This window comes from Nonomuraea angiospora, assembly GCF_014873145.1.
Lineage (GTDB): Bacteria > Actinomycetota > Actinomycetes > Streptosporangiales > Streptosporangiaceae > Nonomuraea > Nonomuraea angiospora.
In genome coordinates, this window is record NZ_JADBEK010000001.1 from 8648362 (window position 1) to 8671871 (window position 23510).

Here is a 23510-nt window from a genome sequence, read left to right on the forward strand (position 1 = left end):
GCAAAATTCTGGATGGTTGTAAGCCGTCTGGAGGTGGTGTCGAGTGAGGCGACGACGGGTCAGCCGGGTCGCGACCATCAGCATGCACACATCGCCCCTGGACCAGCCCGGAACGGGCGACGCCGGAGGCATGAACGTGTACATCGTGGAGTCGGCCAAGCGGCTGGCTCACCTCGGCGTGGAAGTGGAGATCTTCACCCGGGCCACCGCCCGCGATCTCCCGCCCGTGACCGAACTCGCCCCAGGCGTCCTCGTCCGCCACCTCACCGCGGGACCGTACGAGGAGATGGAGCGCAGCGAGCTCCCGAGCCAGCTCTGCGCCTTCCTGTCCGGGGTGCTGCGGACCGAGGCCATGTACGACCCGGGCCGCTACGACGTCATCCACTCCCACTACTGGCTCTCCGGCCAGGTCGGCTGGCTGGCCAAGGAGCGCTGGGGCGTGCCGCTCGTGCACACCATGCACACCATGGCCAAGGTCAAGAACCTCCTGCTCGCCCAGGGCGACAAGCCGGAGCCCAAGGCCCGCGTGGTCGGCGAGGAGCAGGTCGTGCAGGTCGCCGACCGCCTCGTGGCCAACACCGTCGACGAGGCGCGCGAGCTGATCGACCTGTACGGCGCCGTCGAGGAGCGCGTCGCCGTCGTGAACCCCGGCGTCAACCTCACCGTCTTCCAGCCCGCCTCCCAGGGCGCCGCGCGACGGCGGCTCGGCCTGCCGCAGGACGCGCACGTCCTGCTCTTCGTGGGCCGCATCCAGCCGCTCAAGGCCCCCGACGTGCTGCTGCGCGCCGCCTCCAGGATGCTCATCGACGACCCGTCGCTGCGCGAGCGCCTGGTCGTGGTCTGCGTCGGCGGGCCCTCGGGCAACGGCCTGGCCAGGCCGTCCCTGCTCACCGAACTGGCCGCCGAACTCGGCATCCCGGACGTCGTCCGCCTCGTGCCCCCGGCCCCGCAGGAGGAGCTGGCCGACTGGTACCGGGCGGCCTCGGTGACGGTCGTGCCCTCGTACAGCGAGTCGTTCGGCCTCGTCGCCCTGGAGTCCCAGGCCTGCGGCACGCCCGTGGCGGCCGCCGCCGTGGGCGGGCTGCGCACCGCCGTGCGGGACGGGGTGTCGGGCCTCCTCGTGGACGGCCACGACCCGGCGCAGTGGGCGCAGGCGCTGCGCCGCTTCCTCGTCTCGCCGCGCTGGCGCGACTCGATGTCGGCGGGCGCCCGCACGCACGCGGCGGCCTTCGGCTGGCAGGCGACCGCGTCCCGCCTGGTGGACGTGTACGCGGGCGCCATCGCGAACCTCCACAAAACGCCCATCGCCCTGAACTTCTAGCTCTCTTCCAGCCCGACTTTTGTTCTGGGGGCCTTCTATCCTTGTCGGCATGCGCGATGTCGTCGAAGCCGCGCTCAAGGCCGCGGACGTCACCTACGACGAGCCGCGGCCGGGCGCGTTCCTGGTCAAACTGCCCGGACAGCACAAGCTCGCCACCATGACGTGGCTGATCGTGGGGGAGCGGGCGCTGCACGTCGAGGCGTTCTTCTGCCGCCAGCCGGACGAGAACCACGCCGAGTTCTACCGCTGGCTGCTCGGCAAGAACGGCTCGATGTACGGCGTGCACTTCTCCCTCGACCCCGTGGGGGACGTCTACCTCGTGGGCCGGGTGCCGCCGGCCGCCGTCTCGGAGGCGGAGGTGGACCGGCTGCTGGGGTGCGTGCTGACGTACTCGGACGACTGGTTCGACCGGGCGCTGGAGCTGGGGTTCGCCTCGTCGATCAGGCGCGAGTGGGAATGGCGGGCCAAGCGCGGGGAGTCGCTGGCCAACCTGCAGGCGTTCGCCCGCTTCGCCGACCCGGACCGCTGATCCCGGACCATAGGATTGGCGATATGGCGACTTTGGTGCTGCTTAGGCACGGCGAGAGTGACTGGAACGCGAAGGGCCTGTTCACCGGCTGGGTGGACGTGAGCCTCTCGGCCAAGGGTGAGGACGAGGCCCGCCGCGGCGGCAAGCTCCTCCAGGACGCCGGACTGCGCCCGGACATCGTCCACACCAGCCTGCTGACCCGGGCCATCCAGACGGCCCAGCTCGCGCTGGCGGAGGCCGACCTGCTCTGGCTGCCGGTGAAGCGGAGCTGGCGCCTCAACGAGCGCCACTACGGCGCCCTCCAGGGCAAGAACAAGGCCCAGACGCGCGAGGAGTTCGGCGACGAGCAGTTCATGCTGTGGCGCCGCTCCTACGACGTGCCGCCGCCCCCGATCGCGGACGACGACGAGTTCTCCCAGGCCGGCGACCCCCGCTACGCCCTGCTTCCCCCGGAGCTCATGCCCCGTACGGAGTGCCTGAAGGACGTGGTCGACCGCATGCTCCCGTACTGGTACGACTCGATCGTCCCCGACCTGTCGGCCGGCCGCACGGTCCTGGTGGCCGCCCACGGCAACTCCCTGCGGGCCCTGGTCAAGCACCTGGACGGGGTCGGCGACGAGGAGATCGCGGGCCTCAACATCCCTACGGGGATTCCGCTGCTGTACGAGCTGGACTCCGACTTCCGGCCCCGGCGGCCGGGCGGCGAATACCTCGACCCGGACGCCGCCAAGGCCGCCATCGAAGCCGTCGCCAACCAGGGCCGCTGACCCGGCCTTCCACCCGCGAGCGCTTCGCGCCCGGGGCCTGCCAGCAAGGCCCTCCACTCCGTGGCGCTTCGCGCTCGGGGTTCCACACAGCGCCTCACAGGGGGCTTTCGCCCCCTTCGACCCCCGAAAGGCGCGCTTCGCGCGAATGGGCTCAGGCTGTGTCGTGTGGGGGCACGCCCCCACACCCCCGGCGAGGGGACTCCAGTCCCCTCGCGCTCCCCTGTCCTGGGCCCGCCCAGCATCGATGACGGGTTGCCCCTTGCTCCCGCGGACGCAAGGGCTTGACGTGCGGGAGCCTCGGCCCTGTCCCGGTCTGCTGAGTGGACGGGATCACGGACCCTTCACGGCGAGAGGTAGCGTGCCGGTAGGAGGGGACGGGCATGAGCGAACATCGCGAGACGACCGGCCGATGCTATGCGTGCAAGCGCACATTCAGCTTCGACCCGAAAGAAGTCACCACTCTCCTGATCGACCCCGAGACCCGTATGCCGCCAGGGATCACGGTCCTGGGCTCTCTTCGGCCGGCCAAACCGGAAGCCGTGGCCAGGTCCGCCGACGAACCCATCTGCCCTGACTGCGTGACCAAGGCGCAGCAGTACAGCGAGGAGAGCGGATCGGGTCCTTCCTGGGGCAGCTGGCCGCCGAGCAGCAATTGAGCCCTCGTGGTTCGGTGCGGTGGGCCCATGGTCACCTCCGGCTTCGGGCCGCAGTGAAGACTTCGGATGGAGAGATCTGACCCGATGCCTATTACCGACCCGGCCGTCGAGCGGGCGATCCAGCTTCAGCTCCAGCGGGATCCGCCGTTCACCGAGCAGGATCTGGCCGCCGTGAAAGCGCTGGCCGTGCTGAGCGCGACCGACATCAGCGACGTGCCCCGGCTCACCGGGTTACGCGTGCTGCACCTGATCGGTTACGGCGGCCGCGACCTGAAACCACTGGCCGGCATGCCGATCACCCTGCTGGGGGTCAAGGTCAGCGCGGTGTCCGATCTGACGGTCGTCGCAGAGCTGCCCAGGCTCAGGAGATTGAGAGCGCGCAACAACGCGATAGCGGAGCTGGATGTGCTGGCCACGGACGGGCGTGATTTCCGGGAACTGGACCTGACCGGCAACCCATTGTCCGATCACGCCTACCACGAAGTGGTGCCGGCGCTGCGCGAGCGGCTACCGCACCTGCGGGTGTCCGATGAGCGGGAGTGGCGGCTCCCTCGGCGGCTTCATGCGGCCGGCCTGCCGTTCGACTACTACCGCGACGACGAGGGCTACTGGCTGTGCCGGCCGGGGCTGGAGCACACCGCGTACCCGGACGCGGATCATCTGAAGATCGAGCCCGACGAACTCGAAGAGCTCCTCGACCGCGACCCGTCCGAGATCCCCGAGCTGTTTCCCGTCTACGACACGTCCTGAGCTCGTCCTCCGAGTGCTGACCGCGCTGTGGGTCGTGCGGCAGGGGAACCAACGTAGCGGCGGCGTTCCTCTGGAGAAGGCGCGTCAAACGCCCTTCAGAACACGATCAAGTGCCGCCCGGCCTGCCGGTCCCCAGTTCGGCTTGCCGCCGGGAAGGCCTCGATCTCCGTTCTGCCCCATGAGCATCAGGAAGAGGCTCTTCATGGCGGCCAGCCCGCGGGCGCGCCGGATCGCCGCCTCGTCCGCATGGCCGTACATGTCGAAGAACCGTGCGGCCGTGCCCGCGGGGAGCAGCACCCACGCGGCGGCGAGGTCCCACGCCGGATCGCCGGCGAACAAGGCGCCGAAATCGATCACGCCCGAGAGCGTTCCGTCCGAGACGACGACATTCGCGGGATGGAGGTCGCCGTGCACCCACATCGGCGGGCCCTCCCACTCGGGGGCCGCGACGGCATCGGTCCAGACGGCCCGGACGGCGCGGACATCGCCGACGGCTTCGGGGTCGATGGCCTGCAAGAACTGCTCGAAGCCGCCCGTGCACCTCTTGGGGTGAGCGCCGAAGTCCGAACTGGCCGGGGCCTCGGCGGGCGCCTCCATGTGGAGCGCCCGGAGGAAGGCCGCCAGCGTGTCGGCCGCGTGGGCGCCGCGGCTGATCGAGCCGTGGTCCAGCGGCTCGCCGGGAACCCACGTCATCACGGTCCAGTGCTTGGGGAAGCGCTCGGACGGTTCGCCGAACCGCACCGGGAGGGGCACCGGGAGCGGCAGGCGCGGGGCCAGCAGGGGTAGCCACCGCCGCTCCTTGAGCTGGAGCTCCGGGGTGGGGTCCATGCGCTGCATGCGTACGACCAACTCGTCCCCGAGGCGCCACATTTGGTTGCCCCAGCCGCCCGCCACCTCACGGATGGTCAGCCCCGCAAGGTCTGGATGTTGCTCCTGCAGCAGGTCGCGGACCAGGTCCGCGGTGATCTCGATCTCGGTGTCGGTCATGCGAAGTCACAGTACTGAGGCGGCAGGCGGAGCGGCTCTCGCTCTTCGGAACATCTCGGCATCCCCGCGATCAGCGGCCTCAATACTGTCCCACGCACTCCAGGCACTGAAAGGACAACTCCCCTCATGCGGCACGTCCCCGTTGAAGTTCCCCTGACCGGAGGACGCATCACCCCAGGCGTCGTCCGTGTCGCCGATACCGTTCGGCGGCCCGCCACGGCCTCCTCCGCCTTCGTCGCTCAACTGCTCACACACCTTGAGCGACGCCAGTTCACGGGAGCGCCGCGCTACCTCGGACGGGACGAAGCCGATCGCGATATTTTCAGCTACCTGCCCGGCTGGGTGGCGGACAGGTTCCAGCGCTGGAGCGACGCTCAGGTCGCTTCAGCCGGGGAGCTTCTTCGCTCGTTGCACGACGCCACCCGCGACAGCGGACTCACCGGGGAGCACCCTGTCGTCTGCCACCACGACCCTGGACCCAACAACACGGTGTTCCGCGCCGGGCTACCAGTCGCCTTCATCGATTTCGACACCGCTGCCCCGGGCGATCCGCTCGAGGACCTCGGATACATGGCCTGGACGTGGTGCATCTCCTCCAAGACCACCGCGCCGCCGGCCACCGCGCAAGCCGCCCAGGTGCGGGTACTCGCCGATGCCTACGGACTCCCTGCGGCGCGCCGTGCTGATGTCCCCGATGCGATCCTCGATCGCCAATCCCGTAATGCCCGTTTCTGGACAGAACGCCTGACCGACCCCGGCAATTGTCCGGCCAGCCCCGAACAAATCACCTCCCGCATCGCTTGGTCCGAACGTGAACACGCCTACACCAGCGCCAACCGCCTGGTCTTCGCGGCGGCCCTGCGATGACACCAAGTGAAAGTTCAGAGAACAGATCAACGTCCGCTTCAACCGCTATTCGGTGCCGGTGGCGTTCATCGGGCGGCAGGTGAAGGTGCTGCTGCATTCGAGAGAGCTGCTGGTGTTCGCCGACCGGCAGCTCATCGCTCGGCACGAGCAACTGATCGCCACACTGTGGCCAGAATTCCTGTTACCTCGGCTGAACCCCGGGGTGGGGCCAGCTCCATGGCATGCACGCTCAAAGCCCACTCGACTATGGAACGGCATCGGCGACTGGAGGTGTTGATCTCCAGCCTGTCAGGTGACGTGTGACTGGCTCTGGGATGCCGTCTCGCGGCTGTGACACGGCCTGCCATGCCTGGTCGCACGATGGCCGACACCCGGGGAGCGCGAGGGGACGGGAGTCCCCTCGCCGGGGGTGTGGGGGCGTGCCCCCACACGACACAGCCTGAGCCCATTCCCGCGAAGCGCGCCTTTCGGGGGTCGAAGGGGGCGAAAGCCCCCTGGGAGACGCTGTCTGGAACCCAGAGCGCGAAGCGCCCCGGGAGTGGAAGGCCTTGCTGTCAGCTGGGTCGCGCTCCCGTGACCAGGTAGACGACGTCCGCCGCCACCCGTACCGCGTGGTCCGCGTACCGCTCGTAATAGCGCCCGATCAACGTGATGTCGATCGCCGGCTCCACCCCGTGCTCCCAGTCCTTGGACAGGATGTTCCGGAACAGCCGCCGGTGCAGCCGGTCCATCGCGTCGTCGTCCTGCTCCAGCTCCAGCGCCGAGTCCACGTCCCGCGAGGCGATGCAGCTGCCGGTCTTGGTGACGAGGTTCTCGGCGATCTGCCCCATCTCCACGATGGTCGAGCGCACCTCGGCCGGGATCGCCGACTCGGGGTGGCGCAGGCGGGCGACCTTGGCGACGTGGACGGCGAGGTCGCCCATGCGCTCCAGGTCGGTGCCCATGCGCAGCGCCGTGATGACCATTCGCAGATCCACGGCCACCGGCTGCTGCCGGGCCATCAGGTCGAAGATCGACGCTTCGATCTCGGCGAACGTCGCGTTCACTTCCTCGTCCCGGGAAATGACACTCTCGGCGAGCTGAAGGTCGGCGTCGAGGAGGGCCGTGGTCGCACGGGAAATGGCCGAGCGGACAAGCCTGGTCATTTCGACCAGCCTGTCGGTCAGCGAATCAAGTTCTTCATGGTACGCGTCGCGCATGTGGTCACCGTACGTGCCTGACGATGAACGAACTCCTACCGTCAGATGAACTTTCCGGGAAAGGGGCCTTCCACCCCTGATGAGAGGGTCTGCCCCTAGGAAAAGGCCACCTACCATCGAAGGCATGAGTGAGATGGCCATGAGCTTCGCGGCCCTGGCCGGGTTCGTCGTGGGCGCCCTGGCGGTCCTGTTCTACCGAAACCAGATCGAGGCTCCGAAACGCGTTGTCATGGAGGACGGCACGCAGACCGGGAGCGCGCTGCCGCAGGGCGTGGCGTCCGTGCTGGCCGTGCTTCCCTCCTCCGCCGTGGTGCTCGACGCGCACGACAAGGTGCTGCGCGCCAGCTCGGCCGCGCGGGCGTTCGGGCTGGTCAAGGGTGACCGGCTGATGGCCGCCGAGTTGCTGGCGCTGGCCCGGCAGGTACGCCGTGACGGCGAGATCCGCGAGAGCGAGATCGACGTCGCAGGGCACAAGTTCGGCCAGGAGACCACGAACTTCGCGGTACGCGTGGCTCCGCTCGGCTCGCACGGCCAGGTCCTGGTGCTCGCGGAGGACCAGACCGAGCGCCGCAGGGTCGAGGCCGTACGCCGTGACTTCGTCGCGAACGTCAGCCACGAGCTGAAGACCCCGGTGGGCGCCATGAGCCTGCTGGCGGAGACCATCCAGGACGCCGCCGACGACCCCGAGGCGGTCGGCCGCTTCGCCGGGCGCATGCAGCTCGAGGCCGCCCGGCTCAACTACCTCATCCAAGACCTGATCACACTCAGCAGGATCCAGGGCGCCGAGCCCATCCCCACCCCCGGACAGGTCTCGATCGACGAGTCCATCCACGACGCCATCGACCACTGCAACACCAAGGCCGTCGCCAAGGACATCACGCTCGTCTCCGGCGGCACCGAGGGCCTGCGCATCTGGGGTGACGACGAACTGCTCGTGACGGCGTTGCGCAATCTGATCGACAATGCCGTCGCGTACAGTCCGGAGCACACCCGGGTCGTGGTCAGCGTGCGGCCCGCCGGCGACTCGGTGGAGATCAGCGTCAGCGACCAGGGCATCGGCATCCCGGAGGAGGCGCTGGAGCGCATCTTCGAGCGGTTCTTCCGCGTCGACGCGGCCAGGTCGCGGGCGACCGGCGGCACCGGGCTCGGCCTGGCCATCGTCAAGCACGTCGCCGCCGCGCACGCCGGCGAAGTGTCCGTCTGGAGCAAGGAAGGGTCCGGCTCCACCTTCACGCTCCGCCTGCCCGCCTTCGGCGGCACGGCGGTGGCAGTACCACCCTCGATTCCCCTGGAGACAGCCCAATGACCCGCGTACTTGTCGTCGAAGACGAGGAGTCCTTCTCCGACGCCCTGTCCTACATGCTCCGTAAAGAGGGTTTCGAGGTGTCGGTCGCGGCGACCGGGCCCGAGGCGCTCGAGACGTTCGACCGCAACGGAGCAGATCTGGTGCTGCTCGACCTGATGCTTCCGGGTCTGCCCGGTACGGAGGTGTGCCGCTCCCTCAGGCAGCGCTCCAAGGTGCCAGTGATCATGCTGACGGCCAAGGACAGCGAGATCGACAAGGTCGTGGGCCTGGAGCTGGGCGCCGACGACTACGTCACCAAGCCGTTCTCGTCGCGCGAGCTGGTGGCCCGCATCCGCGCGGTCCTGCGCCGCCAGGGCGACGTGACGGAGGAGCTGGAGACGGCGGTGCTGGCCGTCGGGCCCGTGCGCATGGACGTCGACCGCCACGTCGTCGCCGTGCGCGGCGAGCAGGTGCAGCTGCCGCTGAAGGAGTTCGAGCTCCTGGAGGTGCTGCTGCGCAACGCGGGGCGTGTACTGACCCGTGGCCAGCTCATCGACCGCGTATGGGGCGCCGATTACGTGGGCGACACCAAGACTCTCGACGTCCATGTCAAGCGCCTGCGCGCCAAGATCGAGTCCGACCCGTCCAACCCGCGCTGCATCCTCACCGTGCGCGGCCTGGGCTACAAGTTCGACGCCACCGAAGAGTAGAAAACCCTTGTTCCGGTACGGGTCGCGTACCGGAACAAGGGTTTCGGCGTTTTCGGAAAGGGGTCAGTGGGCTTCTTCGGAGGCCGACGCGGACGGCGTCGGGGTGGGCGTGGGGGCCGCGGTGGCGTTCGGCGCCGGCGGGTAGTCCTTGAACTCGCGGCTGCGCGTCACCACAGGGACGTTCAAGGACACGATCCCGGCGTTGGCGAACTGGAGGTCCAGCTTGATGCTCTCGCCGCCCCTGAGGCTCTTGGGGATCGCCTCGAGCATGATCTGAGGGGTGGGCTTGCCGGTGTTCACGAGCTGGTGGCTCGGGAGCTGGATCGGGGCCGTGACCTTGACCGTCCCCATGGTCCCGGCGGAGACCGCCTCGAGGGTGTCGGGCGTGCCGGCGGTGTTGAGGATGTTCAGGTAGATCGGGGCGGAGCCGCGCCAGGCGAGCTGCGCACCGGAGTCGGGCCCGAGAATGAACGCCTGCGGGATCTGAATGCCGCGCGTGCCGTAAGCACCGTTCTCGATCAATGCCTGTGCCTCGTTGGGCGCGTACGGCTTGTTGGTGGTGGCGTCGAATCCAGCCCCGCAGCCCGCCAGCAAGGGGGCTGCCAAGAACGCGGCGGCGACGACAATCCAGCGACGGCTGGTCACGGGCGGGTTCTCCTTGGTCTTGCGGAGGGCTCGCGCATGCGCTAAGCGCAGGTGGCGCGCATGCGTGATGTGCAGCGCCCACCATATCCATCCGAATCCATGGTCATATCCACGCCCCCGCAGGTCATTCGCTATGTCCGGAAATGCCAGACATAGAGTTGAGCACTTGTCAAGCCCCAATATGCGGCCTTGACCTGCAGTTATGAGGATTTCACTGTTCCGGGAGGCTGTGGATGCGTGGTACCCTGGAGTACAGCGGAAGGGGTACTTGTCACATGACTTTCCAGGTCGGCGACACAGTCGTCTACCCCCACCATGGGGCTGCTCGGATCGAAGCAATCACGAAGCGATCCATCAAGGGTGAGGAAAAGACCTACCTGGTGCTCAAGGTCGACAAGGGCGACCTTACCGTCCAGGTGCCAGCCGAAAACGCAGAACTCGTCGGTGTGCGCGATGTTGTCGGCCAGGAAGGCCTTGAGCGGGTTTTCGATGTCCTGCGGATGCCGCACACGGAAGAGCCGACCAACTGGTCTCGTCGCTACAAGGCCAATCTGGAGAAGCTCGCCTCCGGCGATGTGAACAAGGTCGCCGAAGTCGTTCGGGACCTTTGGCGGAGAGACCGCGAGCGCGGCCTGTCCGCGGGCGAGAAGCGCATGCTCGCCAAGGCGCGTCAGATCCTGGTCAGTGAGCTTGCCCTGGCGGAGAAGACCAACGAGGACAAGGCTGAGGCCCTGCTCGACGAGGTTCTCAACTCCTGAACACCAATCTTCCACGGGTGGGCGTCGGAGTCGACGTCCACCCGTTCGCTTCAGGATCCTCGGGGCGCGAGCTCAACCTCGCCGGCCTGCACTGGCCGGGCGAAACCGGGCTCGAGGGCCATTCGGACGGCGACGCGGCCGCTCATGCGGCGTGTGACGCGCTGCTGTCGGCGGCCGGCCTGGGCGATCTCGGGCAGCTGTTCGGGACCGCGGACCCGCGCTGGGCGGGTGCCCCGGGCGTCGCGCTGCTGGAGGAGACCGCGCGGCAGGTGCGTGCCGCGGGCTATGAGATCGGCAACGTGGCCATTCAGGTGATCGGCAACCGGCCCAAGCTGGCGCCGCGCCGTACCGAGGCCGAAAAGGCGCTCAGCGCCGCTGTGGGCGCGCCTGTGAGCGTGTCGGCCACCACCACCGACGGACTCGGGCTGACCGGGCGGGGAGAGGGCATCGCGGCCGTCGCGACGGCCCTGGTCGTCAACCTTTCCTGAACGCCGGGCGTCTTACGTATGGATGCGTGAGGGTGTCCCGGCGGGTCTTCGCGAAGCCCGCTGTATCAGGAGGCGGCGGTTCGTCACTGGCGCGGTACGGACCGCCGCCTCCCCTTTTTGGTTGTTTTGCCTGCTCTGAGGGTATGTGTCCCCACGACATGTGGACGTTCGGGGGGAGCAGCACATGATCGGCGCGATAGTTTCCGCGATAATCATCGGCGCCATCGTCGGCGCCCTTGCCAGGCTGATCGTTCCTGGCAGGCAGAACATGTCCATCGGGCTGACGCTCATCGTCGGCATCGTGGCAGCCCTGATCGGAACGCTGATCGCGCAGGCCGCGGGCGTGGCCGACACGCGGGGGATCGACTGGATCGAGCACATACTCCAGCTCGTGCTGGCGATCATCGGTGTGCTCCTCGTGACCCGCTTCAGCCCGGGGCGCAGCGGGCGTACGCGTGGAACACCCACCTGACCTGCGCATTCGTAAAGTCCACGCATAAAAGCGGTAGATCGGGTAGCGAGCATCCCGTGGGAGTGAACCGCTCACCCTCACGGGGAGGTTTCGAACCATGACTATCGAGTCCATCCTTGGCGCCATCGTGATCGGCGCCGTGATTGGCGCAATCGGTCGCCTCCTGCTCCCCGGCAGGCAGGCCATCGGCTGGATCCTCACCATCGTCGTCGGCATCGTGGCCGCCCTGCTAGGCACGCTGATCGCTCAGGTGCTCGGCGTCGCGACGACCCCCGGCATCGACTGGATCGAGCTGGTGATGCAGGTGGTGCTGGCCATCGTCGGCGTCGGCCTGGTCGCCGGGCTCCGCCGCGGCTCCAGCGTCTAGACAGAAATAGATGAGGCCCGCCCGGGATCTGCCCGGGCGGGCCCTCTCACGTCTTACGGCTCAGTCTTCGGGGTCAGTCTTCGGGGGGACGCGGGGTGCTGCGGAGGCGTTCGGCGGGGGCCGGTGCGTCGTCGTCGTGGATCACCGGGTGCGGGGCGGTGTCCTCTAACTCGTCCTCCCGCGGCCGCTCCAGGTTGTCGGCCAGCTCGGGGCCGTGCCCTGGATCCGGTACGTCGTCCTCGATCACGGGTTGCGGCTGGGTGTCCACGTCCTTCTCGTCGACGCGCGGGTGGACCAGGACGTCGGTCGGCTTGATCCGGTCGCCCCAGCGGACGGGGCGCGTGGGGCGGCGCTCCGGCGCTTCTTCGTTCTGCACGGGCCACTCCGCCACCTGCGCCGCCACCGGGACCTCGGCAGGGGCCTCGGCGACCTCCTGGACGGGCCTGGGAGCTTCCTGGACGGGTCTGGGGGCTTCCTGGGCGGGCTCGGGGGCTTCTTCCTGGACCGGCGGTGCCGGTCGCGGCGTCTCGGAGAGCCGTTCCGAGTAGATCTCGACGGGCGGCCGCTCCGGATCCGGATGGAAGGGGACGATGTCCTGCTCGGCCGCGGTCTCCGTGCTCTCCGCCTGATGCGCCTGCACGTGCTTGATCAGCAGCAGCCAGAGCCACAGCGCCACGGCCAGCATGACCCAGGGAGCCAGGGCCACGCCCACGGCCGTCGCGCGCACGTCGAACGCGAACCGCACCGCCGTCGCCACGTTGGCCGCCGCTGCCGCGACGATGAGCACGACCAGCACGAACGCCGCCTGCACGCGTACCAGCAGCCGCGCGGAGCGCAGCAGCAGCACGTCGAGCAGCGCGATCACCAGGAGCGCGTCTAAGGCCGCCGGATAGAGGAAGGCGAGATCCTGGCGCGCCTCGCCGGTGATGGCCAGCGCGCGCAGGTCGTCGAAGGAGAGCGCACACGCGGCCCCGGTCAGGGCGGCGACCGCGAGCCCGGCCAGGGCGATGCCCAGGCGGCGCAGCATAGAGGGGGGAGTCACGTCCATGGCGGTTCGAGCCTACAGAAGAATGAGGGTCAGGACCGATCAAGGGAGATTCATGGCCGAGCTGTCGGAAGATGCGCGCAAACTCTTGGATGCCCCGAATTATGCGACGGTGACCAGCCTCAACCCCGACGGCGGGCCGCAGTCGACGGTCGTGTGGGTACGCACGGACGGCGACGACGTGCTGTTCTCGACCGTGCGGGGGCGCAGGAAGCCGCGGAATTTCGAACGTGACCCGCGGACGAGCCTGCTCGTCATCGATCCGGAGAATCCGTACAGGTATCTGGAGGTGCGCGGGCGCGTGACCATCACGCCCGACCCGGAAGGGGCGCTCATTCAGGAGCTCTCGCACAAGTACCGAGGGCTCCCATGGGAGGACAAACCGGGCGTCGAGCGAGTAATCGTACGGATCTCGCCGGACAGAGTGACGTTGCGAGGCTGATTTATCGACGTGACGGCGGGATTTATCGGCGTGACCAGCCCTCTGAGGCGTTAGCCTTGCCTTCGTGAGCCTGCACATCTACGACACCAGCACGCGCGCCATCCGTGAATTCGTTCCGGTCGAAGCCGGCCGGGCGTCGATTTACCTGTGTGGGGCGACCGTGCAGGCTCCTCCGCACATCGGGCACATCCGCTCGGGCGTGAACTTCGACGTGCTCCGGCGCTGGCTGACACGATCCGGCTATGACGTGGCGTTCTGCCGCAACGTCACCGACATCGACGACAAGATCATCAGGGTGGCGGCCGAGGAGGGCGTGCCCTGGTTCGTCGTGGCCGAGCGCAACCAGCGTGCCTTCACCTGGGCGTACGACACGCTCGGCTGCCTCCCGCCGACCGTCGAGCCGCGCGCCACGGGTCACGTGCCCGAGATGATCACGCTGATGGAGCGGCTGATCGCCCGCGGCCACGCGTACGCCTCCGGCGGTGACGTCTACTTCGACGTGCAGTCCTACGCCGATCGCTACGGCGCGCTGTCCAACCAGAAGCTCGACAACATGCGGGCCGCGGCCGACACCGACGACGAGTCCTGCAAGCGCGACCCCCGCGACTTCGCCCTGTGGAAGGGGGAGAAGCCGGGCGAGCCGACCTGGCCGACCCCTTGGGGTCCCGGCCGCCCCGGCTGGCACCTGGAGTGCTCGGCCATGGCGACCAAATACCTCGGCCCGGCCTTCGACATCCACGGCGGCGGGATCGACCTGATCTTCCCGCACCACGAGAACGAGATCGCCCAGTCCCAGGCGGCGGGCGACGGGTTCGCGCACTACTGGATGCACAACGGCATGCTCAAGATCGGCGCGGAGAAGATGAGCAAGTCGCTCGGAAACTCGCTGCTGATCCCCGAGATGGTGCAGAAGGTCCGGCCGGTGGAGCTGCGCTACTACCTGGCGGCGCCGCACTACCGCTCCTCGATCGACTACTCCGAGGAGGCCCTGCTGGAGGCGGCCGCCGCGTACCAGCGCATCGAGGGCTTCGTCACGCGCGCCGCCGAGGTCATCCACGACGTCGACGCGGACGCGCCGCTGCCGCAGGCGTTCGTGGACGCCCTCGACGACGACCTCGGCACGCCGCAGGCGCTGGCGGTCGTGCACGAGGTGGTGCGCGAGGGCAACGTGGCGCTGTCGCGCGGCGACAAGGAGGCCGTGGCCCGGCTGCTCGCCGAGACGCAGAACATGCTGGACGTCCTGGGCCTCGACCCCCGCTCACCGCAGTGGCGGGGCGCCGGCTCGGACCTCTCACCGGTGGTGGACGCGCTGGTGGCGGTCGCACTCGAACAGCGCAAGGCGGCCAGGGAGCGCAAGGACTACGCGGCGGCGGACGCGATCAGAAACCAGCTGGCGGCGGCGGGGATCACGGTGGAGGACACCCCGCACGGGGCCCGCTGGGAGCTCACCCGCTAGCCGGGCGTTCGGTGGCAGCGGTGGTCCTGTGCGGTGTGCACGGGGCCGCCACTGCCGCGAAAGCCTGGCCTCCGCCAAGACGCCGGCCGCGCAACCCGGGTGTCATGCGGAAGAAAAGTGGTTTGTCTCGGGGCCAGAGCTCATGTTGGCTGGGCAACATGGCCGAACTGCGTACCGATCGCCTCATCTTGCGCCGATGGCGTGACTCCGACCTTGAACCGTGGGCGGCGATGAATGCCGATCCCGAGGTCCGGGAGCACTTGGGCGACCTGCTTACCCGCGAACAGAGCGAGGCCTCCGTGTCGCGCTTTCAGGCCGAGTTCGACCAGCGAGGCTACGGGTGGTGGGCGGTTGAGGTGGAGGCCACGGGCGAGTTCATCGGCTTCGCAGGCTTGGATGAAGTGGACGACTACATGCCGTTCACAGGAGTGGAGATCGGCTGGCGGCTCGCCCGTTCGGCCTGGGGCCAGGGCTACGCTACCGAGGCTGCGCTGACAGTTCTGGCCCATGGCTTTGACGCTCTTGAGCTTCCTGAGATCCTCGCTGTCACAACGGCCACCAACCTTCGTTCCCAGGCAGTGATGCGCCGGATCGGCATGACCCGGGACCCGGCCGACGACTTCGACGACCCCACCGAGCCCGAAGGGCCACTGCGTCCGAACGTGCTGTATCGCATCGCCCGTAGTGCGAGAATCTGACGTTCTCCGCTGGGGTCGTTCGATCAGGCTGCGGCGGCGACGGAGCGTCCGGCGGCACTGGGCGTTCTGTACGGAATCTTCCGCATCCCGGCCCCGGAGGAACGCGGCATTCCCGGTGTGGGATAAGGCGCCCGGCGGTCCGAGTACCCTTGTTGGCATGGCAGCAGGCGGTAGGGCTTCGGGCAGGCCCGCGAAGAAAAAGGGCCCGTCCAAAGGCGCCGGAGGGCAGGGCCGCCGGTCGCTCGAGGGCAAGGGCGCGACTCCGCCTGCCGAAATGCGGCATTGGTACAAGGAGAAGGCCCGCACCGAGCGCATCGCCCGCGAGGACCGCGGCGGCGCCCGACGTCCCGCTCCGGCGCGGCAGCGGCGCTCCGAGGACGCGCCCGAGTACATCGGCGGCCGCAACCCCGTCCTCGAGGCCCTGCAGGCGGGCGTCCCGTCCAACGCCCTCTACGTCGCCCAGCGCGTCGACAACGACGACCGCGTACGCGACTCCATCAGGATCGCGGCCGAGCGCGGCATCGCCCTGCTCGAAGTCTCCCGCGACAAGCTCGACCGCCTGACGGAGGGCGCCGTCCACCAGGGCGTCGCGCTCCAGATCCCGGCGTACGACTACGCGCACCCGTCCGACCTCGTGGAGCTCGCGCAGGACGCGGCCGAGGTCCCGCTGATCGTGGCCCTCGACTCGGTCACCGACCCGCGCAACCTCGGCGCCATCGCCCGCTCGGCCACCGCCTTCGGCGCCCACGGCCTCCTCATCCCCTCCCGCCGCTCGGCCGGGGTCACGGGCGGGGCCTGGAAGACCTCCGCGGGCACCCTCGCCACCATGCGCGTGGCCCGCGCGGCCAACTTGACGGCGGCGCTGCGGGAGTACCGCGAAGCGGGCCTGTTCGTCATCGGCCTCGACGGCGCCGGCGAGACCGACATCGGCGACGTCGACCTGCTCGCCGAGCCGCTGGTGGTGGTCGTGGGCTCGGAGGGCAAGGGGCTTTCGCGGCTTGTCCGGGAGCAGTGCGACGTGGTGACCCGGATCCCGATGCAGGCGGCCGCGGAGTCGCTCAACGCGGGAGTGGCGGCCGGAGTGGCGCTGTACGAAGTCGCTCGTCACAGGCGCCTCTAGCGTCTACACTGGTAGGCCGCGCCGACGTAGCTCAATCGGCAGAGCATCTGTCTTGTAAACAGAAGGTCAGGGGTTCGATTCCCCTCGTCGGCTCTGCAACAGGAAGCCCCTGAACAGGCGATTCGCCGTCAGGGGCTTCCTGTTTGTCAGGACAATATCGCGATCTTGCTAACGGGAGATCTCGTGGCTCTGGAAGAGCACCCGGGTACATGGACCTACGATCCTGAGGCCAAAGCTGCGTACGTCTACCTGCGAGGTCCGATCGCCGAGGGTGGGGTCGCGAGGACGGTCACGATGGATGAAGCGATGGTCAACTTGGACCTCGATGCCGATGGGCGTGTGATCGGTATCGAGATCCTTGCTGAGTGGCCCGGACAATAGAAAAGAGGGCCCTTCCAAAGGTGGAGAGCCCGCTTTGTGCGTGACATCAGGCGGTGCTTCTGAGTGCTTCGGCGAAGACGTCCGCGGCGGTCGCCGCTTGCTTGGTGATGACGTGCGCGTAGACCCGGAGCGTGATGGCGGGATCGGCGCGGCCGAGGCGGGCCGCCACGACGTGGACGGGGACGCCGGCCAGGATCAGGGTCGTGGCGTGGATGTGGCGGGCCATTCTCGGCACTGAGCAGCCCAAGCGCATCCCCGGGAACTGGGCGGCTCAGTATGCCGTGGGTTTTATGCTCGCCCGAGTAGTTCTTGCGGTTGTCTTTCCCGCTGCGGCGCTCCGTGCGGATCAGGGTGCCGTAGATCAGCACGACCTCGCCGCCCTGTCTGGCGATTTTGGTCATGGCGCAGCACGGCGAGCACGATGACCGCGATCTTCCCCGCAGGCAGCTTGCGCCGGCGCGATCCGATCGCCTTGAGGTGGCCGCGCAACAGGTCGGCGACGAAGGCGAGGGGAGGATGGCAGTGCTTCTCGCCGCCAGAGGGAAGTCAGGAGTCGGCTGTCGGACGGCTCCCCTCAGGCAGGCTCTCCCAGAGCGCGTAACCGTGGGTAACGAACTCATCCCTAAGCGGTGACCTTATAGGCCCATAAAGGTGGACCATTAACCAAATTTCGGGCATGCTTGTCTAGATCTTCAGTCAAATCGAAGGGACATCACGTGCGAGTTCCTCGCAAGGCCATCCTCTTCACGACGGCACTGTGCCTGAGCGGCGTCTTGGCGACTCCAGCGAACGCTGCCGCCCAGAGCCCAGAGGGCATCTGCGGGGCGGGTTTCGGCCGCGTCACCGGCGGTACGAAGGCCGTCACGACACCCAGCGGACGCCGGTACGGCACGGTCTACCTGCTCTACAACAGCAGGACCCAGCAGAACTGCGTGGTCACGATCAAGTCAAGCTTCACCGGTACGAAGACTCCGGTGAGCGCCGAGCTCACCGTCATGCCCAAGGCGATCAAGGACACGAAGCAGAGCCCGACCGTGCGCCGGGACAGCGGCAATTTCAAGTACTATGCCGGACCGGTGAAGTACTGGGCCAAGCAGGCCTGCGTGAAGTTCTGGGGCACGATCAAGCCACTCGGGCACGACCCGGCCGTGGCACGGGGCGGACGTCAGAGCTGGGGTAACTGCGGCGGATAGGCGGGCGTTCGATCCCGCCTGACCCGAGTTCAGGTGCCGCGCCATGCGGGGGTGTTCTTGCCGGTGAGGCGGCAACCTCATCTCTCACACTCAGGCGTCACCGGCCGGAGGTAACTGGCGAGGCGCCCGCCCTGCCCTTGTAAACAGAAGGTCTGGGGTTCGATTTCCCTCGTCGGCTCTACAAGCTGAAGGCCCCTGAGCAGGTATTACGCTGTCAGGGGCCTTGCGCTTTCCGATCTTCAATCGGTTGCCGGCGTCTATGGAGCCTGTGCGAACGTCGCGGGCATGGGCCCTTGGATTGCCGGCGTGCTCGCCTCGGCGCATAAGGGGTCAGCTGCGAAGCAGCTCCGTGAGTGGCCCGCGCACATCCACGGGGTACAGGTTCAGCTGCTCGAACTCGGCGGCCGTCGCCCATCTGAGCTCAAAACTGTTGTTCGGTCCGTGTTCCGTGGCCTCCTCGCCGGAGAGCAACGGGGCGCCGTTGACGTCACGCATGAGGAAGTAGAAGGCCGGCCGGCCATTGTGTGAGCCGGCGAAGAGCAGCCGGTCGATCGTCCCGGTGAGAGTCGTCTCCTCGTGGAGTTCGCGAACCGCCGCGGTCTCTGGTGACTCGCCGTCCTCCACATGGCCTCCGGGAAGGACCGCGTAGTGGTGCCCGGGGCATGCCGGCCCTTCCCAGCCTCCGGCGTCGCACATGACGCAGGTGACGCCAGGGCCGCGCCGGAGGAACCGCTTGATGACCAGGACGCGGACACCGTCGACGACCACGGCGACCGCTCGGGGGATCGGCATGAAACGGATCATACGATTCGGTCCGGCGGAGTCGGACGAGTTCCGCCGGGCCGTCGAACTCAAGACCGGCTCACTAGGGCTGACTGGTCGGGCAGATGTCGCGGTAGGGCACGTCCTTGAGGAAGGCGGCCCAGTCGGCCGGGGAGAGAGTGTGCCCGGCACGGCGGCACACGTCCTGGACGATCCGCTCGGCACCGATCGGGATCTCGTGGACGGAGCCCCAGTCGGCGGCATAGAGGGTGGAGTCGTCCGGGCTGAAGGCGAGCGAGGTGATCTGGGAGCCGTGCAGGTTGAACGCGCCGCCGAGCCGCCGCATGGCGTTGACGTCCCAGACCTGGAGGATGCCGTCCGTGGTCACGCTGGCGAGGAGATCGCCCTTCGGGGAGAAGGCCAGTTCCGCGATCTCACCCGTCGTACCGCGCAGAACCGGCGTGATCTGGTCCGGCCCCTGGACCGTCCACATCGCGATGCGGCCGGCCGGACCGGCGCTGAACGCCAGCCGCCCCTGGTCGCTGACGGCCAGTGCCGAGGCACCGCGTACGACGTCGAAGGCCGCGTCGACCGGCCTGCCGGCGGTGAGGTCGATGAACCTTCCGAAGGTCGAGGCGAGGCGTCCGTCCGGCGTGTACGGCCCGCCGTCGATCTGCGAGCTGAACGTGCGCAGGACGCGCCCACTGGCGGAGTCCAGCACGAGTAGCCGGAAGCTGCCCTCCTGGGAGGATGGCTGGAGTGTGAGCGCGATCGTCCTGCCGTCCTGGCTGAAGTCGGCACGCCCGGGGTTGTTCGTGTTCGTGTGGGGTGTGGAGATCTGCCAGAGCTTCTCGCGTGTCGCGAGGTCGATCAGCCGCACGCTCTTGATGTCGGCGATGAGCATGCGTGTGCCGGTCCGGTCGAATCCCCATGCTCCGAATTCGCCGAGCGGGAACGTCGCCACCTCCTTGCGGCCGCGCAGGTCCCAGAGCCCGAGGCGGTTCTGATCGGGATCCTCCATCGCCACCCACCGTCCTGCGGGACTGAGTTTCGCCACTCCCTTCCGGACATGGGTGGCGTCGGCTCTCGGCGACAGGTCGAGGCTGATGACCATGTTGTCGTAGAGGTAGCGCAGGGTTTTGCCGTCGGGGCCGAACCGAAGGTCGGTCAGTTCGTCCTCGGCCCGGTAGGTGAGGATCGGCTTCCGGCCGGCGACCTTCCACACGCGCAGCTCGCGTTCAGCGAAGGCGGCCAGGTAGCCGCCGTCCTGGCTGAAGCGCAGCCGGGCCCCGGACTTGGTGCAGATGTCGCAGGCCCAGTCGTCATCGCCCTCTTTGCGCTCACGACCGGTCGCCGCGTCGACGAGCGCGATCGTGGCGTTCGCACAGGCGATGGTCTTGCCGTCCGGGGTGAAAGCCGCCACGTCCGAGTGAATCCGGCAGGGCGCCAGGCGCCGCTCCGGGGTCCAGCCCGGCAGCGCCAGCTCGTCGAAGCGCCCACCCGTCAGCAGCAGGTGTTCGCCTGTCGGATCGACGAGCGGAGGCTGCGACGGGACCATGCTGCCGTCCGTGTACGGAGTCTTGCCGAACTGCTTGCCGGTCGCCACGTCCAACAGGTAGACGATTTCGCCTTGGTACATCACGGTGAGGATGGATTCGTGCTCACCCCAGATCGCGCTGAACCCGCCGCGTTCCGGCAGGGAGCGCCGCACCAGTTGCTTGCCCGAGGCGAGGTCCCAGACGCCGAGCTCTGAACCGATGGTCAGGGCGAGCAGGCGGCCGCTCTTGTTGAGCGCCGGCTCCTGGAAAGTCTCGTCCTTCAGCCTCAGCCCGGCCCAGCCACCGGTGCGCTTGCCGGTGCGGACGTCGTAGACGTTCACGCCGGCCTCGCTGACGCTGACGAGGGTGCGGCCGTCATGACTGAGGGCGCGATGGGCGATGCCCTTGACCGGGGGATCGCGGAAGACCGCCGTCTCCTGCTGCTGCAGGGAGGCGATGAGACTGGATCGGGTCTCCAACTGCGGTGAGACCCGCCAGGCGGCCACGCTCAGCAGCATCGCCTTGACCGGGTCGGTCGTGCGCATCCGGTCGGCCTCCGTCGCCACCTGCTTGGCGGTGAGGATGTCGCGCTGTTCGGTGGCCTGCTGCCGCTGATAGACGGCCAGCCCTCCGGCGACCATGGCCACGACCAGCAGCCCGGCCAGCGCGATCGTGGTCAGCGTCCTGCGACGGGTTCGCTTCCTGGTCAGTTCGGTGCCTGCCCGCAGGAAGTCCCGCTCGGCGGGGGTGAGCGTCACGTGACGGCGGCCGGTCGCCGCCCAGCTGAGCACCTGCTCCAGACGGCTGCCCTGGAGCAGGTCGCCGTCCCGTCTGCCGTTGTCGGCCCAGTGCCGTGCCGCCGCGGAGACCTGGCCCAGTACGGCCAGGCCGTCGCGATCGGCGTCGACCCACATGCGTAACCGCGGCCAGGCCCTCAGCAGCGCGGGCCTGGACAGCGCGACCGAGGTGTCCTTCGTGGTCACCACGTACGAGAACGCCCGCAGGATCCGCTCGACCGCCGCCGCCTCGCGCTCCGGACGCCCGCCGTACAGCTCCTCGTGCGAGGCCCGCCGCCCGCTCTCGTACCCGTCCTCACCCACGGTCACCATCCGCAGGAACACCTCGGCGGCCAGCTCGCGCTCCTCTGGCGTGAGCGCCGCGTAGGCGTCCTCCGCGATCGTCCCCAGCGCGGGGTCACCCTGGTCGAGCCCGTGTACGCCCTGCGCCGAGCGGCTGCCCGCGGCCAGCAGGCCCTTGGTGTCGGCGGCGTTGCCGCTGACCAGCGCGAGCAGCAGGTCGCGTGCCGCGGGCCGGGCGGCGGGATCCTTCGCCATCGCGGCCGCCACCAGCGGGGCCAGCCGCGGCGGCAACCCCCGCAGATCCGGTGCGGAGGACAGCACCTGGTGCATCATGCCGCCCAGGGTCTCCGCCTTGAACGGGTCCTGCCCCGTGGCGGCGAACACCATGACAGCCCCCCACGCGAACACGTCGGCGGGCGCCCCCGCGCGCTCCCCGATGAACACCTCGGGCGCCATGTAGCTGGGCGTGCCCGAGACCTCCCCCGTCTTCGTCAGCGACATGTCCATGGTGCGGGCGATGCCGAAGTCGATCACGCGCGGGCCGTCCGGGCCGAGCAGCACGTTGTCCGGCTTCAGGTCGCGGTGGATGACGCCCGCGTCGTGGATCGCGGTCAGTGCGGTGGCGATCGCGGTCGCCAGCCGGTGGAGGTCGTCCTCGGTGAACGTACGCCCCTCCATCACGGCCTTGCGCAGGCTCGGCCCCGCCACGTACTCCGAGACGATGTACGGCTTGCTCGCCTCCAGGTCGGCGGCGAGCACCCGGGCCGTGCAGAACGAGGCCACCCTGCCGGCCGCGGTCGCCTCCTTGGCGAAGCGGTCGCGGCTGCCGTTGTTGTCCGACGCGTGCAGCACCTTGATGGCGACCCTGTGTCCCTCGGGGTCGTAGGCCTCGTACACGACTCCCTGGCCGCCCGAGCCGAGGCGTCCGGCGAGCCAGTAATCCCCGATGTGCTGCGGATCCCCCGCGCTCAGTGCGTCCACGGCGCGTTAGATGAGGATTCTTCGCCCAAAGTTGTTATCGCCGACCGCCTTGCCCCGTCTTGTCGGCGTAACCCGCTCGCCGCCGAGCTCTACGCCTGTCGGGGTGATCGACTGCCGTGATCGGAAGGTCACTCTCCGCTCCAGCCCTTGCTTCACCTATCGAGATTCGATAGATTCTCATCGTAACTCGATGGAAGGGGCGGGTCATGGGGAATCTGGCAGTGCGTGCGCTGCGCGCCGTGCTCGTGGTGGTGCTCGCCGGCACCGTGTTCGTACAGGCGTTGACGGCGTGGGTGTTGGTCAGCGGGAGCGACCCGGAGGACGGGTCGCTCCCGCTGACCGCGATGCGCGTGATCACGATCCTGGGCATGGTGTCGGCCCAGGTCGCCCTGGTCAGCGTGTGGCGGCTGGTGGCGATGGTGCGACGCGGGACCGTGTTCTCCCACGCCGCCTTCCGGTACGTGGACGCCGTGATCGGCGCGATCGTGGCGGCTGCCCTCCTGTGGTTCGCGGTCACGATCCTCAACGCGCCCGGTCAGCGGGACGACCCGGGTGTCACCCTCATCATGGGCGGGATCGGCGTGGCCATCCTGGGGGTCGCGCTCATCGTGTTCGTGCTGCGGATGCTGCTCGCCCAGGCCGTCGCCCGCGACGTCGAAGCGGCGCAGATGCAGGCCGAGCTGGACGAGGTGATCTGATGCCGATCGCCGTCGACATCGACGTGATGCTGGCCAGGCGGAAGATGTCCGTGGGCGAGCTCGCGGACCGCGTGGGGATCACGCCCGCCAACCTGGCGGTACTCAAGAACGGCCGCGCCAAGGCGGTGCGCTTCACGACGCTCGCCGCGCTCTGCGAGGTGCTCCAGTGCCAGCCGGGCGACCTGCTGCGCTGGGAGGCCGAGGACGCCGCGGACGTATCACGTACCCCAGAGCGGGCGTGACAACGCCTGGCGCCACCGGCCTGACACGGTACGTCGACCGAAAGGTGAGCCGGGTCCAGATCATGCGCATTCGG

At 68.5% G+C, this 23510-nt stretch carries 28 protein-coding genes and 1 tRNA gene; 22 read left to right on the plus strand and 7 right to left on the minus strand.

The features are described 5' to 3' along the window. The first annotated feature begins 43 nt into the window (after positions 1-43). The 5 genes from mshA to H4W80_RS39875 all read left to right on the plus strand — a co-directional run bounded on the left by mshA (position 44) and on the right by H4W80_RS39875 (position 4023). Positions 44-1321, plus strand: coding sequence for a D-inositol-3-phosphate glycosyltransferase (gene mshA / locus H4W80_RS39855; protein WP_408962656.1), 1278 nt, complete (start codon positions 44-46; stop codon positions 1319-1321). 49 nt (positions 1322-1370) lie between these two features. After that, on the plus strand, positions 1371-1850 hold the full coding sequence (locus H4W80_RS39860) for a type III secretion system chaperone family protein (protein ID WP_192789792.1): 480 nt from the start codon (positions 1371-1373) through the stop codon (positions 1848-1850). A gap of 23 nt (positions 1851-1873) precedes the next feature. Next, a complete protein-coding gene (locus H4W80_RS39865; RefSeq protein WP_192789793.1) occupies positions 1874-2617 on the plus strand; it encodes a phosphoglyceromutase in 744 nt (247 codons plus the stop codon). A 380-nt stretch (positions 2618-2997) separates the two neighbouring features. Then, positions 2998-3273, plus strand: coding sequence for a hypothetical protein (locus H4W80_RS39870; RefSeq protein WP_192789794.1), 276 nt, complete (start codon positions 2998-3000; stop codon positions 3271-3273). An 84-nt stretch (positions 3274-3357) separates the two neighbouring features. Further along, positions 3358-4023, plus strand: a complete 666-nt coding sequence (locus H4W80_RS39875; RefSeq protein WP_192789795.1) for a hypothetical protein — start codon at positions 3358-3360, stop codon at positions 4021-4023. Between the two features lie 84 nt (positions 4024-4107). On the opposite strand, the gene H4W80_RS39880 is transcribed toward H4W80_RS39875, so the two are convergent. Next, positions 4108-5010: a phosphotransferase gene (locus tag H4W80_RS39880; RefSeq protein ID WP_192789796.1), complete on the minus strand. Its 903-nt coding sequence runs from the start codon at positions 5008-5010 to the stop codon at positions 4108-4110. A 126-nt stretch (positions 5011-5136) separates the two neighbouring features. On the opposite strand from H4W80_RS39880, the gene H4W80_RS39885 reads away from it, so the two are divergent. Both H4W80_RS39885 and H4W80_RS64745 read left to right on the plus strand, forming a co-directional pair. Further along, positions 5137-5877, plus strand: a complete 741-nt coding sequence (locus H4W80_RS39885; RefSeq protein WP_192789797.1) for an aminoglycoside phosphotransferase family protein — start codon at positions 5137-5139, stop codon at positions 5875-5877. Positions 5878-5902: 25 nt separating this feature from the next. Then, on the plus strand, positions 5903-6154 hold the full coding sequence (locus H4W80_RS64745; protein WP_378525741.1) for a Mu transposase domain-containing protein: 252 nt from the start codon (positions 5903-5905) through the stop codon (positions 6152-6154). Positions 6155-6431: 277 nt separating this feature from the next. Here the strand turns inward: H4W80_RS64745 and phoU are convergent, their stop codons facing one another. Continuing rightward, positions 6432-7076: a phosphate signaling complex protein PhoU gene (gene phoU / locus H4W80_RS39890; protein ID WP_192789798.1), complete on the minus strand. Its 645-nt coding sequence runs from the start codon at positions 7074-7076 to the stop codon at positions 6432-6434. Positions 7077-7209: 133 nt separating this feature from the next. Here phoU and H4W80_RS39895 point away from each other — a divergent pair, with 133 nt between their 5' ends. Both H4W80_RS39895 and H4W80_RS39900 read left to right on the plus strand, forming a co-directional pair. After that, positions 7210-8382 carry a sensor histidine kinase gene (locus H4W80_RS39895; protein WP_192794009.1) on the plus strand — a complete coding sequence of 391 codons (1173 nt, stop codon included), beginning with the start codon at positions 7210-7212 and terminating at the stop codon, positions 8380-8382. After that, complete coding sequence (locus tag H4W80_RS39900) at positions 8379-9071, plus strand: response regulator transcription factor (protein WP_192789799.1); 693 nt, start codon at positions 8379-8381, stop codon at positions 9069-9071. The genes H4W80_RS39895 and H4W80_RS39900 overlap by 4 nt, the downstream gene beginning before the upstream one ends. A 63-nt stretch (positions 9072-9134) precedes the next feature. Here H4W80_RS39900 and H4W80_RS39905 read toward each other — a convergent pair whose 3' ends face one another. After that, positions 9135-9716: a copper chaperone PCu(A)C gene (locus tag H4W80_RS39905; protein WP_318787275.1), complete on the minus strand. Its 582-nt coding sequence runs from the start codon at positions 9714-9716 to the stop codon at positions 9135-9137. 275 nt (positions 9717-9991) lie between these two features. On the opposite strand from H4W80_RS39905, the gene H4W80_RS39910 reads away from it, so the two are divergent. The 4 genes from H4W80_RS39910 (at position 9992) to H4W80_RS39925 (ending at position 11801) form a co-directional block, all read left to right on the plus strand. Continuing rightward, positions 9992-10474 (plus strand): CarD family transcriptional regulator, encoded by a 483-nt coding sequence (locus tag H4W80_RS39910; RefSeq protein WP_043624891.1) that lies wholly within the window; start codon positions 9992-9994, stop codon positions 10472-10474. Between the two features lie 17 nt (positions 10475-10491). Further along, positions 10492-10962 carry a 2-C-methyl-D-erythritol 2,4-cyclodiphosphate synthase gene (gene ispF / locus H4W80_RS39915; RefSeq protein ID WP_192789800.1) on the plus strand — a complete coding sequence of 157 codons (471 nt, stop codon included), beginning with the start codon at positions 10492-10494 and terminating at the stop codon, positions 10960-10962. A gap of 184 nt (positions 10963-11146) precedes the next feature. After that, positions 11147-11434 (plus strand): GlsB/YeaQ/YmgE family stress response membrane protein, encoded by a 288-nt coding sequence (locus tag H4W80_RS39920; RefSeq protein ID WP_192789801.1) that lies wholly within the window; start codon positions 11147-11149, stop codon positions 11432-11434. Positions 11435-11531: 97 nt separating this feature from the next. Beyond that, entirely contained in the window at positions 11532-11801 is a 270-nt protein-coding gene (locus H4W80_RS39925; RefSeq protein WP_192789802.1) for a GlsB/YeaQ/YmgE family stress response membrane protein, read from the plus strand. 73 nt (positions 11802-11874) lie between these two features. Here H4W80_RS39925 and H4W80_RS39930 read toward each other — a convergent pair whose 3' ends face one another. Then, entirely contained in the window at positions 11875-12849 is a 975-nt protein-coding gene (locus H4W80_RS39930) for a DUF2637 domain-containing protein (protein WP_192789803.1), read from the minus strand. Between the two features lie 52 nt (positions 12850-12901). Between H4W80_RS39930 and H4W80_RS39935 the strand changes: the two genes are divergently transcribed. From H4W80_RS39935 to H4W80_RS39960, 6 genes are all read left to right on the plus strand, one after another. Next, on the plus strand, positions 12902-13288 hold the full coding sequence (locus tag H4W80_RS39935) for a PPOX class F420-dependent oxidoreductase (RefSeq protein ID WP_192789804.1): 387 nt from the start codon (positions 12902-12904) through the stop codon (positions 13286-13288). Positions 13289-13352: 64 nt separating this feature from the next. Beyond that, entirely contained in the window at positions 13353-14744 is a 1392-nt protein-coding gene (gene cysS / locus H4W80_RS39940; protein ID WP_192789805.1) for a cysteine--tRNA ligase, read from the plus strand. 158 nt (positions 14745-14902) lie between these two features. Further along, positions 14903-15442, plus strand: coding sequence for a GNAT family N-acetyltransferase (locus H4W80_RS39945; protein WP_192789806.1), 540 nt, complete (start codon positions 14903-14905; stop codon positions 15440-15442). Positions 15443-15599: 157 nt separating this feature from the next. Then, positions 15600-16562: a 23S rRNA (guanosine(2251)-2'-O)-methyltransferase RlmB gene (gene rlmB / locus H4W80_RS39950; protein ID WP_192789807.1), complete on the plus strand. Its 963-nt coding sequence runs from the start codon at positions 15600-15602 to the stop codon at positions 16560-16562. Positions 16563-16582: 20 nt separating this feature from the next. Beyond that, positions 16583-16655, plus strand: a tRNA-Thr gene (locus H4W80_RS39955). A gap of 90 nt (positions 16656-16745) precedes the next feature. Then, on the plus strand, positions 16746-16943 hold the full coding sequence (locus H4W80_RS39960) for a DUF2283 domain-containing protein (protein WP_318787276.1): 198 nt from the start codon (positions 16746-16748) through the stop codon (positions 16941-16943). A 46-nt stretch (positions 16944-16989) separates the two neighbouring features. On the opposite strand, the gene H4W80_RS39965 is transcribed toward H4W80_RS39960, so the two are convergent. Then, the gene (locus H4W80_RS39965) at positions 16990-17169 is read right to left on the minus strand and encodes a site-specific integrase (protein WP_264086024.1); all 180 of its coding nucleotides are present in this window, start codon (positions 17167-17169) and stop codon (positions 16990-16992) included. 490 nt (positions 17170-17659) lie between these two features. On the opposite strand from H4W80_RS39965, the gene H4W80_RS39970 reads away from it, so the two are divergent. After that, positions 17660-18136, plus strand: a complete 477-nt coding sequence (locus H4W80_RS39970) for a hypothetical protein (protein WP_192789809.1) — start codon at positions 17660-17662, stop codon at positions 18134-18136. Between the two features lie 330 nt (positions 18137-18466). Here H4W80_RS39970 and H4W80_RS39975 read toward each other — a convergent pair whose 3' ends face one another. Both H4W80_RS39975 and H4W80_RS39980 read right to left on the minus strand, forming a co-directional pair. Then, on the minus strand, positions 18467-18928 hold the full coding sequence (locus H4W80_RS39975) for an NUDIX hydrolase (protein ID WP_225963911.1): 462 nt from the start codon (positions 18926-18928) through the stop codon (positions 18467-18469). Positions 18929-19001: 73 nt separating this feature from the next. Further along, positions 19002-22496, minus strand: coding sequence for a protein kinase domain-containing protein (locus tag H4W80_RS39980; RefSeq protein ID WP_192789811.1), 3495 nt, complete (start codon positions 22494-22496; stop codon positions 19002-19004). A 206-nt stretch (positions 22497-22702) separates the two neighbouring features. On the opposite strand from H4W80_RS39980, the gene H4W80_RS39985 reads away from it, so the two are divergent. Both H4W80_RS39985 and H4W80_RS39990 read left to right on the plus strand, forming a co-directional pair. Continuing rightward, on the plus strand, positions 22703-23194 hold the full coding sequence (locus H4W80_RS39985) for a DUF2975 domain-containing protein (protein ID WP_192789812.1): 492 nt from the start codon (positions 22703-22705) through the stop codon (positions 23192-23194). Next, positions 23194-23436 (plus strand): helix-turn-helix domain-containing protein, encoded by a 243-nt coding sequence (locus H4W80_RS39990; protein WP_192789813.1) that lies wholly within the window; start codon positions 23194-23196, stop codon positions 23434-23436. The genes H4W80_RS39985 and H4W80_RS39990 overlap by 1 nt, the downstream gene beginning before the upstream one ends. The last annotated feature ends 74 nt before the right edge of the window (positions 23437-23510 follow it).

Bases quoted from the DNA above. Each gene is read 5' to 3' on its own strand.
- H4W80_RS39860 (WP_192789792.1), top strand. From the start codon at position 1,371: ATGCGCGATGTCGTCGAAGCCGCGCTCAAGGCCGCGGACGTCACCTAC.
- H4W80_RS39865 (WP_192789793.1), top strand. From the start codon at position 1,874: ATGGCGACTTTGGTGCTGCTTAGGCACGGCGAGAGTGACTGGAACGCG.
- H4W80_RS39870 (WP_192789794.1), top strand. From the start codon at position 2,998: ATGAGCGAACATCGCGAGACGACCGGCCGATGCTATGCGTGCAAGCGC.
- H4W80_RS39875 (WP_192789795.1), top strand. From the start codon at position 3,358: ATGCCTATTACCGACCCGGCCGTCGAGCGGGCGATCCAGCTTCAGCTC.
- H4W80_RS39880 (WP_192789796.1), bottom strand. From the start codon at position 5,010: ATGACCGACACCGAGATCGAGATCACCGCGGACCTGGTCCGCGACCTG.
- H4W80_RS39885 (WP_192789797.1), top strand. From the start codon at position 5,137: ATGCGGCACGTCCCCGTTGAAGTTCCCCTGACCGGAGGACGCATCACC.
- phoU (WP_192789798.1), bottom strand. From the start codon at position 7,076: ATGCGCGACGCGTACCATGAAGAACTTGATTCGCTGACCGACAGGCTG.
- H4W80_RS39895 (WP_192794009.1), top strand. From the start codon at position 7,210: ATGGCCATGAGCTTCGCGGCCCTGGCCGGGTTCGTCGTGGGCGCCCTG.
- H4W80_RS39900 (WP_192789799.1), top strand. From the start codon at position 8,379: ATGACCCGCGTACTTGTCGTCGAAGACGAGGAGTCCTTCTCCGACGCC.
- H4W80_RS39910 (WP_043624891.1), top strand. From the start codon at position 9,992: ATGACTTTCCAGGTCGGCGACACAGTCGTCTACCCCCACCATGGGGCT.
- H4W80_RS39920 (WP_192789801.1), top strand. From the start codon at position 11,147: ATGATCGGCGCGATAGTTTCCGCGATAATCATCGGCGCCATCGTCGGC.
- H4W80_RS39925 (WP_192789802.1), top strand. From the start codon at position 11,532: ATGACTATCGAGTCCATCCTTGGCGCCATCGTGATCGGCGCCGTGATT.
- H4W80_RS39930 (WP_192789803.1), bottom strand. From the start codon at position 12,849: ATGGACGTGACTCCCCCCTCTATGCTGCGCCGCCTGGGCATCGCCCTG.
- H4W80_RS39935 (WP_192789804.1), top strand. From the start codon at position 12,902: ATGGCCGAGCTGTCGGAAGATGCGCGCAAACTCTTGGATGCCCCGAAT.
- H4W80_RS39945 (WP_192789806.1), top strand. From the start codon at position 14,903: ATGGCCGAACTGCGTACCGATCGCCTCATCTTGCGCCGATGGCGTGAC.
- rlmB (WP_192789807.1), top strand. From the start codon at position 15,600: ATGGCAGCAGGCGGTAGGGCTTCGGGCAGGCCCGCGAAGAAAAAGGGC.
- H4W80_RS39965 (WP_264086024.1), bottom strand. From the start codon at position 17,169: ATGGCCCGCCACATCCACGCCACGACCCTGATCCTGGCCGGCGTCCCC.
- H4W80_RS39975 (WP_225963911.1), bottom strand. From the start codon at position 18,928: ATGCCGATCCCCCGAGCGGTCGCCGTGGTCGTCGACGGTGTCCGCGTC.
- H4W80_RS39985 (WP_192789812.1), top strand. From the start codon at position 22,703: ATGGGGAATCTGGCAGTGCGTGCGCTGCGCGCCGTGCTCGTGGTGGTG.
- H4W80_RS39990 (WP_192789813.1), top strand. From the start codon at position 23,194: ATGCCGATCGCCGTCGACATCGACGTGATGCTGGCCAGGCGGAAGATG.